The sequence below is a fragment of the Anaeromyxobacter dehalogenans 2CP-1 genome (assembly GCF_000022145.1).
GTDB classification, from domain to species: Bacteria; Myxococcota; Myxococcia; order Myxococcales; family Anaeromyxobacteraceae; genus Anaeromyxobacter; species Anaeromyxobacter dehalogenans.
The window spans coordinates 1824915-1840591 of record NC_011891.1 but is presented as its reverse complement, the minus strand read 5'-3'; the positions used below and the strand labels follow the sequence as shown (position 1 = coordinate 1840591).

The following is a 15677-nucleotide window of genomic DNA, read 5'->3' as shown; positions in this document are numbered from 1 at the left end:
CGCCGCCATGGCGCCCCAACGGCACGGAGCATGCCGGCCGCCAAGGCGACCTCGGAGCGCATCCCCATATACTGCGCGCTGTGCGTCTCGCGCTGCGGCGCCATCGCGACGATCGAGGATGGCCGGTTCGTCCGGCTCGATCCCGACCCGTCACATCCCACCGGCCAGGCGCTCTGCGCGAAGGGCCGGGCGGGGCCGGAGCTCGTCTACCACCCTGGCCGTCTCGAGTTCCCGTTGCTGCGCACGCGCCCGAAGGGCGATCCCGAACCCGGCTGGAAGCGGATCGGCTGGGACGAAGCGCTGTCGATCACCGCGTCGCGGCTCCGCCAGCTCGCCACGGAGTCCGGGCCCGAGAGCGTCGCGTTCAGCCTGGTGTCACCGTCCACCTCGGCCTCGGACGACTCGATGGCCTGGGTCGAGCGGCTGACGCGCACGTTCGGCAGCCCGAACCTCGTCGTCGCCATGGAGCTGTGCGGCTGGGGACGGCACTTCGCGACGACGTTCACCTTCGGTGCGCCGGTTCCCGGACGCTACCTGCCCGACCTCGAGCACGCCGGCTGCATCCTGTTCTGGGGCTACAACCCCAACCACGCGCGGCTCGCCCACGCGACCGCCACGATCGCCGCGCAGAAGCGCGGGGCGCGCCTCGTCGTGGTCGATCCCCGGCGCACCGAGCCCGCCCGGCGCGCCGACGCGTGGCTGCGGGTGCGCCCGGGGACGGACGGCGCGCTCGCGCTCGGGATCGCCGGCGTGATGATCGAGCGCGGGTGGTTCGACGAGCCGTTCGTGCGTGAGTGGACGAACGGCCCGCTGCTCGTCCGCTCCGACACGGGCCGCCTCCTGACGGGCGCGGACCTCGAGGGCGGCGACCCGGGATCCTTCGTGGCCTGGGACCGGACCTCTGACCGCCCCGTGCTCTACGACCCCCGGTGCGTGCGGTACGAGACCGGCGCGGTCGACCTCGCCCTGTTCGGCGAGCACACGCTGGAGACGCCGAAGGGAAGCGTGCACTGCCAGACCGCCTTCGAGCTCGCCGCCGCGCGCTGCCGGGCGTACTCGCCGGAGCGCGTGGAGGCGATCACCGGCGTCCCGCGGGGCGAGGTCGAGCGCGCCGCGCGGCTCCTGTGGGAGGCGAGGCCCCTCGCCTACTACGCGTGGAGCGGGGTCGAGATGCAGACCAGCTCGACGCAGATCGCGCGAGCGATCGCGCAGCTCTCCGTGCTGACGGGCAGCTTCGATGCACGGGGCGGCAACGTGCTCTTCCCCTCGGTCCCTTCCCCCGCCGTCGGCACCGAGGTGCCACCGCGGCCGGAGCACTCCGCCGTCGGGCTCGGCGTCGCCGACCGTCCGCTCGGCCCGGCGCGGTGGGGGTTCGCGACCACCGACGAGCTGTACCGCGCCATCCTCGAACGAAGGCCGTACGCGGTCCGCGGTCTCGTCGGCTTCGGCTCCAACCTCCTGCTGTCGCACGGCGACGTCCCGCGCGGGCGCGAGGCGCTCCGCGCGCTCGACTTCTACGTCCACGCGGACCTCTTCATGAACCCCACCGCGGAGCTCGCCGACCTGGTCCTGCCGGTGGCGAGCGGCTTCGAGCGCGAGGCGCTCAAGCTCGGCTTCGAGGTGAGCCCCGAGGCGCAGTCGCTCGTGCAGCTGCGGCGGCCCGTGGCCGCGCCCCCTGGCGAGGCGCGCTCCGACACCGAGCTCGTCTTCGGCCTCGCCGTCGCGCTCGGGCTCGGGGAGCACTTCTGGAACGGGGACGTCGACGCCGCCTATCGCCACCAGCTCGGGCCCTCGGGGCTCTCGCTCGAGTGGCTGCGCGAGCACCCCGCGGGTGCGCGCGTCGCGCTCGAGACGCGCTACCGCAAGTTCGCGGAGGAGGCCGGCGGGATCCCGCGAGGCTTCGACACGCCCACGCGCAAGATCGAGCTGTACTCCGAGACGCTGCTCGCCCACGGCCACCCGCCGCTGCCCGAGTACCAGGAGCCACTCGTCGGTCCGGTCTCCCGCCCCGACCTCGCGGAGCGCTATCCGCTCGTCCTCACGTGCACGAAGCACACCCTCTTCTGCGAGACCCAGCACCGCGCGCTCCCCAGCCTGCGGCGGAAGGCGATGGACCCCGAGGTCGAGCTGCACCCCGCGGCTGCGGCGGAACGCGGCATCGCGACGGGCGACTGGGTCCGCATCGAGACGCCCGACGGCAGCGTGCGCGCGCGGGCGCGGCTGAACGACACGTTGCAGCCGGACGTGGTCTCCGGGCAGCACGGGTGGTGGCAGCCGTGCCCGGAGGTTGGAGCACCCGGCTACGATCCGTTCGGCCCTGACGGCGCGAACTTCAACCTCCTGATCGGGAACGCCGCGATCGATCCGATCAGCGGGTCCGTGCCTCACCGGGCATATCTCTGTGAGATCCGGCGGATCCAAGAGGTTGTGGCCGCGGCCTCACGCCGCGCCTAGAGCCTGGTTTTCGAGGGGGGCGAACCATGGAACACCCGCATGCGATGGAACCCGCGCGAGCGGCTCCGAACGCCGACGCGGTGGATGCGTTCGGGAACCGGCTGGTCGGCATGCTCGACGAGGCCGGGGCTGCGCTCATGATCTCGGTCGGCCACCGCACGGGCCTCTTCGACGCGATGGCGCGCCTGCCGCCCGCGACGGCAGCGGAGCTCGCGCACGAGGCGGGCCTCGACGAGCGCTACGTGCGTGAGTGGCTCGGCGCGATGACGACCTCGAGGGTCGTCGAGTACGACCCGCGCGGCGGCCAGTACCGCCTGCCCGCGCACCACGCCTCGCTCCTCACGCGCGCCGCGACGCCCAACAACTTCGCGGTCTACGCGCAGTACGTCGCGCTGCTCGGGGCGGTCGAGGACCGGATCGTCGAGTGCTTCCGCAGCGGGAGCGGCGTCCCGTACTCCGCGTTCCACCGCTTCCACGAGGTGATGGCGGAGGACAGTGGCCAGAGCGTGGTGGGGGCGCTCGACGCGATCGTCGCCCTCGTGCCGGGGCTCGAGCACGACCTGCTGGACGGGATCTCCGTGCTCGACGTTGGCTGCGGCTCGGGGCGCGCGCTGACCGCGCTCGCGCGCGCCTACCCGCGAAGCCGGTTCACGGGGCACGACTTCTCCGAGGAGGCGATACGCGCGGCGCGCAACGTCGCCGCCGAGCACCGGCTCACGAACGTCGAGTTCGACGTGCGGGACGCCGCCGGTCCGGTCGGCGAGGCGCGGTACGACCTCATCACCGCGTTCGACGCGATCCACGACCAGGCGGATCCGGCCGCCGTGCTCCGCGGCATCCGCCAGCGCCTCGCGCCGGACGGCATCTTCCTGATGCAGGACATCCGCGCGTCGAGCGCCCTCGAACGGAACGTCGAACATCCGCTCGCACCCTTCCTGTACGCGGTGTCCGTCATGCACTGCATGACCGTCTCGCTCGCGCAGGGCGGGGCCGGGCTCGGGACGATGTGGGGCGAGGAGCGCGCGCGGGCGATGCTCGCCGAGGCTGGGTTCGGCGAGGTCTCGGTTCACACGCTGCCGCACGACATCCAGAACTGCTTCTACGTCGTGCACGCGGACCGGTGACCCTTCCCGGTCGCGCGTCCGGCTGGGGAAGGTGGCTCAGGCCCCCGCGTGCTGCTCCGGGCGCTCCGCGGCCGGCCGCGCAGGCTCGCGCACGGCCGCGCGCGACGGCGCCCCGCCCGGCCAGCGCGTCCGCGCCGCGAGCGCGAGCGCGCGAACGCGGCCGATGTCCTCGTCGGTGAACGGCCCGTTCACCCCGGAGATGGCCGCCAGCCGCATGCCGTGCTTGAGCCCGAGCTTGTAGATCTCCTTCACCTTCTCCCATTCGATGTTCCGACCGACGGTGTAGCTCTCGAACCGGCCCTCCAGCGCGAGGACGATCGTCTCGGCCAGGCAGGCGTACACGACGCCGTCCGGGAGGCCGATGTCGCGCATGCGCGCGCCGCCGGGCAGCTGGATCTCGCCCGACTCGATGACGAGCACGTCGGGCCGCTTCGCCACCTCGGACGGCGGCAGGTCGAGCGGGCGCGCCACGTCGGTGATCACGCAGCCGGGCTTCACCTTCATGATGTCGAGGATCTTCTTGCCGGCGCCGGAGGTGGCCGTGACCACGAGGTCCATGTCGCGCAGGTTCTCGTCCGCCTTGCTCGACAGGTGCAGGACCGCGTCGGGCGTGTCCGCGAGGATCGTCTCCCGCAACGTGAGCAGCTTCCCGATCTCCGGCGACACGAGGAAGACGTCGTCGAAGGACATCGCGAGCAGGCGCGCGCACGCGGCGCCGATCGCGCCCGTCGCCCCCACCACCATCGCCTTGCCGGCGACCTTGCCGTCCTCGCTCCGGGAGAGGAGCCCGAGGCGCTTCACCGCGTCCGCGGCGGCCCAGAGCGCCGCGGACGCGCTGTAGCTGTTCCCGGTGGTGATGGGGATGCCGGCGCGCTTCGCGACCGTCACGCCCGCGTCGCCCACCACCTTGGTGAACGCGCCGAGGCCCATGATCTGGGCGCCGAGCCCCTCGGCGATCTTGGCGGCGGCGAGCAGCCGCCGGTACGTGAACTCCGGGCTGTGCGCCAGGAGCTCCTTGGGCGTGCCGCCCACGGTGATGAGCCAGCCCTCCGCCTCGGTGCCGGTCGGCGACCGGATGCCGGTGACCCGCGAGTACACGAACGGCGGCGAGTACGCGATGAGCTTCTCGACGACCGGCAGCACGACCGACGGGGCGATGCGCGACGCCAGCTCGACGGGCTTCGACGCCTTCAGGTACTCGCGCGACAGCGGGTGGATGACGAAGGCGAACCGGTTCACGCGCCTGGGCTTGCCCGAGGGGAACAGGATGCGCGGCGCGAGCTTCATCTCGCCGAAGATGTCGAGGTACTCGTCGTGGAGGACGTCGTCGCGGTGCTGCCTGCCCAGCGCGGCGATGATCATGGCCTCGATCACGTTGAGGCCCACGACGCGCCCGAGCAGCTTCGGCGTGCGGTCGATGACGACGTCCACCCCCTGGTCGCCGAGCCGCTCGACCTCCTCGTCCGTCACCGCCGAGGTGAGGACGATCTTGCGGTCCAGCGCCTCGCGCCCGAGCGCGGCGAGGTCGTCGTGCGGACCCACCAGGACGCTCGCCTCGCGGGCCGCCTTCCCGAGGATCAGCCGCGTCCAGGCGTCGCGGAGCGCGAGCGGGGCCTTGCCCCACACCGCCTGGAGCGGACGCTGCACGGGCGCCGTGAGCGCCGCGTATGCCTCGAGCTGCGCGACCGAGCCCAGGATCGCCGGCAGCCCGAGCTGGAGCAGCGGGTCGGCGAAGCCCAGGTTGTGCGTGTACTCGGACACGGCCTGCGCGATGGCGTAGTTCGCGAGGCCGGAGAGGAAGATCACCCGTGCGTTCGTGAAGCAGCGCTGCTCGTGCGCCTGGATGTGCCGGATGGCCCACTCGTCGAGGAAGCCGCGGAGGCGGGCGCCGGTGGTGACCGGCACCTCGCACACCGCCGCCTCGAGCTCGGCGGTGGTCGGATCCTCCCAGCGGCGCGTCCCGACCAGCAGGTGGTCGGCCACGAGGCCGAGCCCGATCGCGTCGCACTCGCCCTGCCAGCGCGCGAGCAGGTCGAGCGCCTTGCGGAGGTCGTGGTCGACCCCGAAGCGGCGGACGCGGAACGACTGCCCCATGAACCGCGTGGTGTAGTCGTAGTCACCGGCGCTCGCGCCGAGGCTGATGCTGACGACGTTCTTCATTGGCATCCCCGCTGGCCCCCATGATGCGCCAGGCCCGGGAGGCCTTCGCCGGCACCGGGCGGGGCCAGTTCGAAGCGGTCCCCTCGGGATGGTGTGACAGCCGGGCAGGACGATCGGCTGCAGAGGGCGCGGCGGTGCTCGTCCACGGTGCGTCTCTCCCTGGTCTGCGACCAACGGGCGCAGCCTCACCGTTTCGCGCGAGGAGCAACGTCGACGCAAACGACCGGAGGTCGCCATGAAGGCCTGGAACGGAAAGCGCGTCCTCATCACCGGGGCCGCGGCCGGAATCGGCCGGGCCCTCGCCGAGCGGCTCGGCGCCCGGGGCGCGGCGCTGATCCTGACCGACCGCGACGAGGCGCCCCTGGCCGCGACCGCCGACGGAATCCGCCGGGCCGGGGCAAACGCGCAGCACCACGTCCTCGACGTCACGAAGGGCCCCTCGATCCTGCAGGCGCGGGACGCGATCCACTCCCGCGGCGGGCCGATCGACGTGCTGGTCAACAACGCCGGGGTGGTCTTCGGCGGCGCGTTCGTGGATGTCCCGCTCCAGAAGCACCTCGACACGTTCTCCGTGAACGTGCTCGGCCTGGTGTCGGTGACGCACGCGTTCCTCGCCGACCTCGTCGGCCGGCCGGAGGCGCACCTCGTCAACGTGGCGAGCGCGGCGGGGCTCACCGCGGTGCCGTTCGCGACCACCTACGCCTCGAGCAAGTGGGCCGTGGTCGGGTTCTCCGAGTCGATCCGGCTGGAGCTCGCGCGGCAGGGGCACCGCCACGTGCACGTGACGACCGTCTGCCCGCTGTACGTCTCGACCGGCCTCTTCGAAGGAGCCCGGCCGCCGCTGCTCACGTCGATGCTCACGCCGGCGCAGCTCGCGGACGAGATCGTCGAGGGCGTCGAGCGGGACCGGGTGTTCGTCCGCACCCCGTGGCTCGTGAAGCTCGTCCCCTTCCTGAACGGCGTGCTCCCCACCGGCCTGGCCGACGCCCTGTCCAGCGCGCTCGGCGCCGCCGGCAGCATGGAGCAGTGGACCGGCCGCGCCGCGAAGGTGCCCGAGGCGCCCGCGCGCCGGGTCGCCGGCCGCCGCCGGCGATGAGGACCGCGTCCGACGGCGAAGGGCCGGCGCTCGCCGGCCCCTCGCGTGCGTCCGCGGCGGCTCAGGTCAGGAAGTACTCCCGCGCCAGCTCGTCCCAGCCCTCCCCGGCCAGCGCGCGGGCGATGCCGTGGACCGGCGTGCCGCCGTCCTGCAGGACCTGCCCGAGCTCGGGCGCGAGGCGGAGCGCCAGCGTGTCCCCGGCCACGTCGAGCATCCGCTGCGCCGGCGCCTCGGCCTGGAGCTGCCGGAAGTTCGCCACCAGCCGCGGCGCCTTCACCTTGAACAGCCAGCCCGCGCCGTAGGGGTCCTCGAGCGCGCCGTGGGCGCGGACGCGCGGGTTCACCGCGACCACGGTGCCGTCCACCGGCGAGAGCATCGCGACCCCGCGGTCCTCTTCGCGCAGCTCGATGGCGGGCTCGCCCTGCGCCACCCGCGCCCCGACCGCGGGCAGCTCCACCGTCGCCGGCCCCACCAGCTTGTGGGCGAAGTCGTCGATGCCCACGGAGACGAGCCCGTCGCCGCCCAGCCGCGCCCAGGTGTGGCCGGGGTGCAGGTGCACGTCGGCCGGGACGTGGAACCAGCCGGCCGAGGCCGGCCGGGCGATGGCGGTCGCGCCCGCGGGACGCGCCGCACGGAGGGCGGCGGACACCGCCTCGCGCACCGGCACCGCGACCCGCATCACCTCGCGCGCCTCGCGCCGGCCGCCCTGCACGTACCTCCAGAAGGGGATGAAGAGCAGCAGGTAGCCGATCCCGAGGCCGTACTCCAGGAGCTTCGCCGGGTACACGGAAAGTAGATCGTAGGCCATGGGCTCCTCGCTCCGTACGCGTGCGCTGCCGCCGACGGGAGTCAGTGCGAGGCGGAGAGGTTCAGGGCCGGGATGATGGCGAATCCGATGAGGGCCAGCACGAGTGCGAACATCATGGCGTGCTCCTTGTCAGCTCCTGCGTTGGGCTTCGTCGCTGCGGTCCTTCGCCCTTCGACCGTTCTCGATGGCAAGCCGCGGGCCAGCGCACGCGGGCCGCACCCCGATCCCGGGAACCCCGTGCGGACGCGGGCGGTTGGGTCGCGAGCGGCCGCGGCGAGCGCCTCGGCGTGCGCCGCGACGCGCACGGCGAACTGCTGAGAGGGACAGCGGCGCCGCGCCGCGCCCGCCCGGAATGCTCTGAGATTTCGAGCCGATCGGCCTCGCGCCCCGCACTGCGGAGGAACACAACACGGTGCAGAGTTTCGCGACGGTGCGAACGTGAGCCCAGCAGGTCAGCGCGACGGCGGCGCCTTCAGCGGGCACCCGCCTCCGGAGCGTGGCGGACCTCGACCTCGTCGCCGATGACGACCGTCATGAGGTCCTCGCCGACGACGAGCGGCCCGGCGTAGGTCGTGCGCGTCCGGGCGATGATGTCCGCGACCGAGGGCGCCGGCACGTCCGGGTCCGTCGTGACCAGCGCGACGTGCGTGAACACCGCGAGCCTGGGCTTCACGCGCGTGAAGACCCGGCCCGCGTCCTCAGGCGAGGTGTGGACCTCGAGGATGCTGCGCACCACGGCGGAACGCTCCACGAGCTCCTTTCGCGCGGCAGCCACCTCGTGGACGAGCACGTCGGTGCCCGCCGCGAACCGGACGAGATTCTCGCACGGGCGCGTGTCCCCCGAGATGGCGACGGACCGCCCGGCGTGATCGACGCGGTACCCGAGCGCGGGACGGAGGTGCGGTCCGTGGTCGACGAGGAACGCGGTGACCTTCACGCCGTCGCGTTCGTACACGACGCCCTGCTTGACGTCGCGCGCACGGATCGTGGTCCCCGCTTCCGGGAGCTGCTGGTGCCCGCTGCGGGCGCGCAGGTCCCACGCATACGCCCTCCGGAGCGCGGCCACCATGTCGACCGTCCCCGCGGGCCCCCACAGCGACAGCGGCGCAGCGCGACGTCCGAACGGCGTCGGCAGCCAGCCGGTGAGCCAGAGGTCGGGGAGGCCGACCACGTGATCCGAGTGGAGATGCGTCAGGAAGACCGCGTCCACGTCTCGAAGGGGTATCCGGAGCTGCCACAACCGCTGCGTCACGCCGCGTCCGGCGTCGAAGAGCAGCCGGTGCCCTCCGGCCTCCACGAGCGTGCTCGGGCCGAACCGGTCGATCTCCGGCGCGGGCCTCCCCGTCCCGAGCAGCGTCACGCGGATCTCCTGCGCGCCGACCGCGGGAGCCACCGCGAGCAAGAGCAGCGGGACGAGACGGCGGCAGGTCCTCGGCAACATGCACCCTCCACTCCGGTCGCAGCGCGTGCGGCCGGACGACGACGTAACGACGGAAGGTCGCGCGTGCGCGTACCCGCGCGAGCCGGTGGCTCGCCGGTATGGCAGCCGGCGAAGGTCCGGCCGCCAGGGCCATGGGCCGAGCGCTGCCGCAAAGGCGTCGAGCGATTACACAGTCCAGCATGACCCCTGTCGTCGTGATCTCCGGAGCCGCAGGAGCCCTCGGGACCGCCCTCGCCGGCCACCTCGTCGCGCATGGCTACCGCGTCGCCGGCGTGGGGCTCCGCCGGCACGAGGAGCGCCTGCGAACGCTCGAGGCGGACCTCGGCGCCGGGTTCGCGGGGTTCACCCTCGAGGCCGACTCGACCGCGGCGTGGGACGCGACGCTCGACGCCGTGGGGTCGCGCCTCGGCGCGGTCTCGGGCGCTGCGCTGGTCGCCGGTGGCTGGCGCGGAGGCGAGCCGTTCCACGAGGACCGCGACGAGGGGACCTGGCGGAGCATGCTCGACGAGAACCTCGAGTCGGCGCAGCGCGCGCTGCGCGCGCTGATGCCGCGCCTCGTGGCGCAGCGCTCCGGCAGCGTGGTGGTGGTCGGCTCGCGGAACGTGGAGCGGCCGTGGTCCGGGGCGGGCGCCGCGGGCTACACGGTCGCGAAGACCGCGGTCGTGGCGCTCGCGCGCGTGATCGCCCAGGAGGTGCTGGAGACCGGCGTCCGCGTGAACGCCGTCCTGCCGAGCACCATCGACACCCCCGCGAACCGCGGCGCCATGCCCGGCGCCGATCCTTCACGGTGGGTGTCGATCGAGTCGCTCTCAGCCGTCATCGAGTTCCTGCTCTCCGACGCGGCCCGCGACGTGAGCGGCGCGGTCGTTCCCGTGTACGGGCGCGCCTGACCCGCCGGGTGGCGGCGCGCTCCGAGCCGAGCGCCACGCCCCCCGGACCGCGAAGCGCGGTCGGGGATCACATCGGCGGAACCGCGCCGTCCTTCCCGACGAACATCCGATCGACGAGCACCGTCCCGTCCGGCTGGGGCGCCCCCGCCGCGAACACGTGCGCGCCGGTCGCGATGGCGGCGCGGTCCGCCGGCTCGATGCGCACGACTGGCGTCCCCGGGGGAACGATCACCGTCTGCTTGCCGCCCGCGTACGTGAGCTCGAGCCGCTTCCCGCCGGACCCGCCGGAGACGTCCGAGACGTTCGCGTTCGTCATCGTGCTCCGAGCGCCCTTCGCATCCTCGGCGCCGGCCACCGTCGCGTTCGTCATCGAGCTGCCCGGCTTCAGGTCCCAGGGGCGATGCCCCTCGCCCGTGCCCCGCGCCGCCTCGGGGAAGACGTGGACCTCGACGGCGCGCAGCGTGCCGTCCTTCGCCTGGACCGCCGTCGTGCCGACGTACGCGCCCTTCGCGATCGCGCCGAGATCGGCCCGCGTCGCGGTGCTCACGCGCGACTTCGGCCCGAGCTTCAGCGGCTGCGGCCGTCCATCCTGCAGCTTCACCGTGACCGAGTCGCCGGCCACCTCGCTCACCACGCCGCGCACGTGCTGCTCGCCCTCCGCCGCGAGCGCGCTGACCGCCGCCATGCACGCCATGGCTGCCACGACCCACCGCAGCGCCCGCGCGAGCGCCTCCCGCCCGTTCGTCCCGCGCTCCTCATGACCCGCCATGTCCGCCCCCTTCGCCCGGGCACCGTCACACGCCCGCGAACCACTCGTACCCGCGGTCCTCCCAGTAGCCGCCGGTCCGAACCGGCAGGAAGGAGACGTCGGTCACCCACTTCACCATCTTGTAGCCGAGCTTCACCGCGGAGTAGAGCCGCAGCGGCGCGCCGTACTCGCGTGCGAGCGGCTGGCCGTTCATGCCGTAGGCGAGGATCGTCTGAGGGTGAAGGGCGCTCTCGAGGTCCCACGACGAGTAGTATCCGGCCTCGAACGAGCGGAACTCGACGTACCGGACACGCCGGTCGGGCGCGACGAGCCGCGCGAGCTCCGAGACGCGCACGCCGTCCCAGGACGCGACGGCGGACCAGCCCTCGACGCAGTGGTGCCGGACGCGCGTGCGCGTCCGCTGCAGCCGCTGGAGCGCGTCCGCGGACAGGACGACCGGGCGCGCGACGAGGCCTCCGACCCGCAGCGCCCAGCCCTCCGGCGCGGCGGGGTAGTCGCTCCCGATCTTGTACTGCGGGAAGTCGCCGGGCGCGCTCTCGTCACTCTCGGCGAGCTCCGGCGCGAGCCGGCCCGGGTCGAAGAGCGCCCGCTGCAAGCGCTCGTTCACCCGCTCCATGAGGCCCAGGAAGCCCGCCCGCGGGTGGTCGGAGTCGCACGCGACGCCCCCGAGCGCGACGAGCGCCCCCGTGCGCAGGCCGGCCCGGAGGAACGCTCGCCGCGTACCGGTCACGCCTCGGCCCTCCGTCCGCCCGCCGTCATGTCGACGAGCGTCCGCGGGTGGAGCACCGCCTGCACGACGTGGACGACGAGGAACGCGGCGAGCGCCACCAGCACGCCCAGGTGAATCGCGCGTGCCGCGTCGTATCCGCCCAGGAGCGCCGTGAGGCGTGGCAGCTGGACAGGCTTGTAGATCGCGAGCCCCGACGCGACGAGGAGGGGCGCGATCGCGAGCACGCCGGTGTACACGAGGCGCTGCATCCCGTTGTAGAGCCCCACCGGCGACGGCGCGGCACGCCGGAGGCGCAGGTCGTGGAGCACGGTCTCCCACGCGTTCCGCGCGTCGCGCCGCGGGGAGAAGAGCCGCTCGCGCCATGCGCCGCTCGCGATGAAGTAGGCGAGGTAGACGAGGGCGTTCGCGGTGAAGATCTAGGCGAACGCGAAGTGCCAGTGCCGCGCTCCCGCGAGCCACTTCCCTACCGTCAGCACGGCGGGCGGGCCGACGCCCTGCAGCGGGTACCAGGCGTAGGGCTCGCCGCGCGGGCCGAGCAGCGGGAACGCGGCGAGGATCTGGAGCCCGCTCCCGGCCATCACCGCGAACAGGACGGCGTGCGCCCAGTGGGTCACGCGGATGAGGAAGGGCTGCGACGAGCGCGGCATCTCGAAGACCTGCCTGGACGCGCCAAGCCAGTCGGACCTAAGGAGCGGATCCCCGCAGCGCGCGGATTCGACGGGGCGTTCTCGAACCGCGCGCTTGAGCGGCAGCGGGTCGAGCGCACCTCCATCCGCCGAGCGGTCGGTGGGCGGCGCAGCTGCCGTGGAAGCGCGCGGCGCGACCGCGTGCCGCACGCCTTTCCGCCGCGCCCCGTCCGTGGCTCGGGGTATGGTGCGCCCGTGCTGCCGATCGTGAGCCGCGCGCCGCTCCAGCTCGCCCGCCCGTGAGGGCCCGAGGCGAGTTCGCCTCGTAGACCAAGCCGCCGCCGCCACCCTCCTCGGCCGTGCCGAGATTCCCCGGCGCACGGAGCAGCACGCATGCAAGCGCAGTCCCCCTCTTCCGCCCTGTGGAAGCTCCTCCTCGCCGGCCTCTTCTTCGGGGTCGTCGCATCGCTGCTCGTGTACGCCGGGAACCCCGGGAACATGGGCGTCTGCGTCGCCTGCTTCCTGCGCGACATCACCGGCGCGTTCGGCGGGTCCGCCGCCGGGATGGGCGCCCTCGCCTACCTCCGGCCCGAGCTCCCCGCGCTCGTGCTCGGCGCGGCCGGCGCCGCCGTCGCGTCCGGACAGTTCCGTCCGCGCGGCGGCGTCGCCGTCCTGCCGCGCTTCGTGCTCGGCTTCGTGTTCATGGTGGCCGCGCTGGTGTTCCTCGGCTGCACCGTGCGCGTGTGGCTGCGCGTCGGCGGCGGCGACCTGAACGCGGTCGTCGGCGCCGTCGGGCTCGTCGCCGGGAACTGCGCGTCGGATCGCCAGTCACTCGAGGTGACCGGCGGAGACGATTGCGGTTCCTGGGTGCCACATATACTCTCCGTGGCGGCCAATCCATTGGCGTGAGGCCGGCAGGGGGCCAACGACATGAGACAGGACGCTCCCGAAGCCCTCTCTCCGGTCGCCGGGAGCACCTCGCGTCCAGCACTTGCGACGGGGCCGGCCTCGAGACGCCGAGTGCCGTGGGTCACGGCCACCGCCTGCGCCACGATGGTGGCACTCTTCGCGGTGATCTCCGCAACGCCAGGCGAGGCGCCGTTCGCGTCCTGGGGCTACCGTGGCGACGCGTTCCAGGTCTGGTCCGGGGCGGCCTGGGTGCTGCTCGTTTCAGCCTTCATCCACCAGGCCCTGTCGCACCTGGCGCTGAACGTCTACTGGCTGTGGACGCTCGGGCGGGCGGTCGAGGGCGCATTCGGACCGCGCGCGATGGGGCTGCTCCTGCTCACGTCCGCGTTCGTGAGCTCTTCGTTCCATCTGGCCATCTTCGACGACGTCGGAGTGGGCGCTTCCGGAATGGTGTTCGCCGTGTTCGGCTTCGGATGGCTGGCGAGGGGCAAGCGCGGCGAGCTGAGAGCGACTTTCACGACGAAGACCGGAATCCTGTTCGCGGCAGGTCTCGTCGGATGCTGGATCGTCCTGACACGCGAGGTGGCGAACGGGGCTCACCTCGGCGGCCTCCTGTTCGGAGCAGCCGCCGCGGAGGCCGTCGCGACGGGGAGGCGGCCACGCCTGGCGAAGGCCGGAGCGATCCTCCTGATCCTGCTGGCGTTTGGCGTCACCGTCGCCTGCCCGTGGTCAGCCACCTGGTGGTCCACCAAGGGTCACGGCGCTCATGCCCGCGGCCAGTACGACCTTGCCATCCAGGCGTATGACATGAGCCTCCGGTTCCGGCCCGACCAGCCGTGGGTCATGGCGAGCCTGATTCGCGCCTACCGCGCCTCGGGGAACGCGGACGCCGCGGCCTCGCTCCTCACGAGGCTGAGGACCGTCTCGCCCGCCGAAGCAGCGCTGATCGACGAGGAAGGCCGATCGCCGGTCAAGTGATCCGGGACCGGCCGCCGATCGTCCCGCGCTCGCCAGGCAACTCGGTGCCGAGCCGGATGTGACGGCCAAAGGGCTTGACGGACTTCACTGTCGGCGCAAGGATGACCCGATGCGAATCCCTCTCGTCGCGCTGCTCTCGATCCTCGGGCTGTGCACGGTCGGCTGCGAGGACGAGGCTTGCCAGGACGTGAACTGCTCGCCGTGTCCTCGGTCGGGAGACCTCACGATCACGGATTCCGTGAGCTCCGGCGTGGTGCCCGGAGCGGCCGTCAGTGGCGGGAGCGTGACCTGGGCATGTACCGACGCCGGTGGGGCGACCCGGTGCACGACGGGCACCGAGCAGTTGCCCGATGCGGTCTTCAGCGTCACGGTCACCGCGCCCGGCTACGTTTCGCAGGACGTTCAGCTCACGCCTGTGGAGGGCGCACCCGGGAAGTGCTGCGCCGGCTGCATCACCTACTCGCCTTCGGTGGTCGCGCTGGTGCGCGCACCATAGACCGCCGGGCGGCGTCCTCACGCCCGCCGGGCCAGGTATGGAAGCGCTTGCGCCACCATCGCGTCCGACGCGGTCAGGCTGATCCGGAAGTAGTCCGGCTGCTTCATGAGCGTGCCCGGCATGACGAAGACCCCTTCGTCGGCCAGGGCCTCCCACTGGCGGACGGGATCTCCCGACCACCGCGCCCACAGGTAGAACGTCCCCTCCGGCGGCAGGACGCCGTGGCCGGCCCGGCCCAGCGCCTCGCTCAGCGCATCGCGCCGGCGGGCCAGCGCCGTCACGTCGATGGAGAGGGGCTCCAGCTGCGGTACCGCGTACTGCATGACGGCATTCGGGAAGCACCAGCCCAGCGCCATCTGGCTCGCGAACATGACGTCGCGCAGCTGCTGACGGTCGGAGGCGGGCATCAGCGGTGAGAGGGCCAGGTAGCCGAGCCGCTGCCCCGGGGCCAGCAGGACCTTGCCGTAGCTGTAGGAGACGAGCGTCCACGGGTACACGGCCGCCGGGCTGGTGAAGGCCCGGCCGTCGAAGCGGATGCGCCGATAGGGCTCATCGGACAGGAGGAAGACCCGGCGGCCGATCCGGCGCGAAGCGCGCTCCAGCACCTCCGCCAGCCCCGCCAGCTCGGCGCGCCCGTAGATCCGGCCCGTGGGGTTGTGCGGGGTGTTCACGATCACGAGGCGCGTGTTCGGACCGATGGCCGCCTCGATGGCCTCGAGGTCGAGGTCGAAGCGCGGCGCGCGAAGCGCCACCTCCCGCGGCACGGCGTCGGCCGCAAGGAGCATCGGCTCGTAGCAGAACCAGGCCGGCGCGTTGAAGATGGCCTCGTCGCGGGCGTCGAGCAGTAGGCGGAAGGCGAGCGAGATGGCCCCGAAGGCTCCGGCGGTGAGGGCCACGTCGGATGGCTCGAGCGGAAGCCCCAGCTCGCGGCCGACGGTCTCGGCCAGGAACGCCTGCGGCGCCTCCTCGCTGGACTTGTAGGCGAACCAGTTCTCGTCGAGCGGGACGGCGGCTTCGCGGATGGCCGCGACGAGGCCGTCGAGCGGCATCTCGTGCGGGTTCCCGAAGGTGAAGTCGGCGATGGTGGCATCCCCGCGCCGTTCGCCGTACCGCGAGCTGAAGTAGAAGCTCTTGACCGCCTCGAACGCCCGATCCGCCGCCGCCGCCCTGCGCGACACGATGGCCATGGCCGTGCG

The 15677-nt window shown here is 73.0% G+C and carries 15 protein-coding genes; 7 read left to right on the top strand and 8 right to left on the bottom strand.

Annotation, left to right across the window (positions count from 1 at the left end; all coding sequences use genetic code 11):
- Positions 1-30 precede the first annotated feature (30 nt).
- A complete protein-coding gene (locus A2CP1_RS08270; protein ID WP_012632917.1) occupies positions 31-2454 on the top strand; it encodes a molybdopterin-containing oxidoreductase family protein in 2424 nt (807 codons plus the stop codon).
- Between the two features lie 44 nt (positions 2455-2498).
- Entirely contained in the window at positions 2499-3578 is a 1080-nt protein-coding gene (locus A2CP1_RS08265) for a class I SAM-dependent methyltransferase (RefSeq protein ID WP_041450471.1), read from the top strand.
- A 36-nt stretch (positions 3579-3614) separates the two neighbouring features.
- On the opposite strand, the gene A2CP1_RS08260 is transcribed toward A2CP1_RS08265, so the two are convergent.
- Positions 3615-5738, bottom strand: a complete 2124-nt coding sequence (locus A2CP1_RS08260) for a dehydrogenase (RefSeq protein WP_012632915.1) — start codon at positions 5736-5738, stop codon at positions 3615-3617.
- 235 nt (positions 5739-5973) lie between these two features.
- Here A2CP1_RS08260 and A2CP1_RS08255 point away from each other — a divergent pair, with 235 nt between their 5' ends.
- Entirely contained in the window at positions 5974-6834 is an 861-nt protein-coding gene (locus A2CP1_RS08255; RefSeq protein WP_012632914.1) for an SDR family NAD(P)-dependent oxidoreductase, read from the top strand.
- Positions 6835-6895: 61 nt separating this feature from the next.
- On the opposite strand, the gene A2CP1_RS08250 is transcribed toward A2CP1_RS08255, so the two are convergent.
- A complete protein-coding gene (locus A2CP1_RS08250) occupies positions 6896-7642 on the bottom strand; it encodes a glycine cleavage system protein H (protein ID WP_012632913.1) in 747 nt (248 codons plus the stop codon).
- Between the two features lie 472 nt (positions 7643-8114).
- Positions 8115-9083 carry an MBL fold metallo-hydrolase gene (locus A2CP1_RS08245; RefSeq protein ID WP_012632912.1) on the bottom strand — a complete coding sequence of 323 codons (969 nt, stop codon included), beginning with the start codon at positions 9081-9083 and terminating at the stop codon, positions 8115-8117.
- A 179-nt stretch (positions 9084-9262) separates the two neighbouring features.
- On the opposite strand from A2CP1_RS08245, the gene A2CP1_RS08240 reads away from it, so the two are divergent.
- On the top strand, positions 9263-9973 hold the full coding sequence (locus A2CP1_RS08240; RefSeq protein WP_012632911.1) for an SDR family oxidoreductase: 711 nt from the start codon (positions 9263-9265) through the stop codon (positions 9971-9973).
- A gap of 67 nt (positions 9974-10040) precedes the next feature.
- Here A2CP1_RS08240 and A2CP1_RS08235 read toward each other — a convergent pair whose 3' ends face one another.
- From A2CP1_RS08235 to A2CP1_RS24025, 4 genes are read right to left on the bottom strand one after another with little or no spacing between them, the layout of a single operon-like run.
- Entirely contained in the window at positions 10041-10742 is a 702-nt protein-coding gene (locus A2CP1_RS08235) for a hypothetical protein (protein WP_012632910.1), read from the bottom strand.
- Positions 10743-10767: 25 nt separating this feature from the next.
- A complete protein-coding gene (locus A2CP1_RS08230) occupies positions 10768-11472 on the bottom strand; it encodes a molybdopterin-dependent oxidoreductase (RefSeq protein ID WP_012632909.1) in 705 nt (234 codons plus the stop codon).
- Positions 11469-11888, bottom strand: coding sequence for a cytochrome b/b6 domain-containing protein (locus A2CP1_RS24030; protein WP_342626140.1), 420 nt, complete (start codon positions 11886-11888; stop codon positions 11469-11471). The genes A2CP1_RS08230 and A2CP1_RS24030 overlap by 4 nt, the downstream gene beginning before the upstream one ends.
- The gene (locus tag A2CP1_RS24025; protein WP_342626139.1) at positions 11889-12119 is read right to left on the bottom strand and encodes a hypothetical protein; all 231 of its coding nucleotides are present in this window, start codon (positions 12117-12119) and stop codon (positions 11889-11891) included.
- A gap of 372 nt (positions 12120-12491) precedes the next feature.
- Between A2CP1_RS24025 and A2CP1_RS23445 the strand changes: the two genes are divergently transcribed.
- The 3 genes from A2CP1_RS23445 (at position 12492) to A2CP1_RS08210 (ending at position 14481) form a co-directional block, all read left to right on the top strand.
- Entirely contained in the window at positions 12492-13007 is a 516-nt protein-coding gene (locus A2CP1_RS23445) for a YeeE/YedE family protein (RefSeq protein ID WP_012632908.1), read from the top strand.
- A gap of 144 nt (positions 13008-13151) precedes the next feature.
- A complete protein-coding gene (locus A2CP1_RS08215) occupies positions 13152-13985 on the top strand; it encodes a rhomboid family intramembrane serine protease (protein WP_168165118.1) in 834 nt (277 codons plus the stop codon).
- A gap of 109 nt (positions 13986-14094) precedes the next feature.
- A complete protein-coding gene (locus A2CP1_RS08210; RefSeq protein ID WP_012632906.1) occupies positions 14095-14481 on the top strand; it encodes a hypothetical protein in 387 nt (128 codons plus the stop codon).
- Positions 14482-14498: 17 nt separating this feature from the next.
- Here the strand turns inward: A2CP1_RS08210 and A2CP1_RS08205 are convergent, their stop codons facing one another.
- Positions 14499-15668, bottom strand: coding sequence for an aminotransferase class I/II-fold pyridoxal phosphate-dependent enzyme (locus tag A2CP1_RS08205; protein ID WP_012632905.1), 1170 nt, complete (start codon positions 15666-15668; stop codon positions 14499-14501).
- Between the last annotated feature and the right edge of the window lie 9 nt (positions 15669-15677).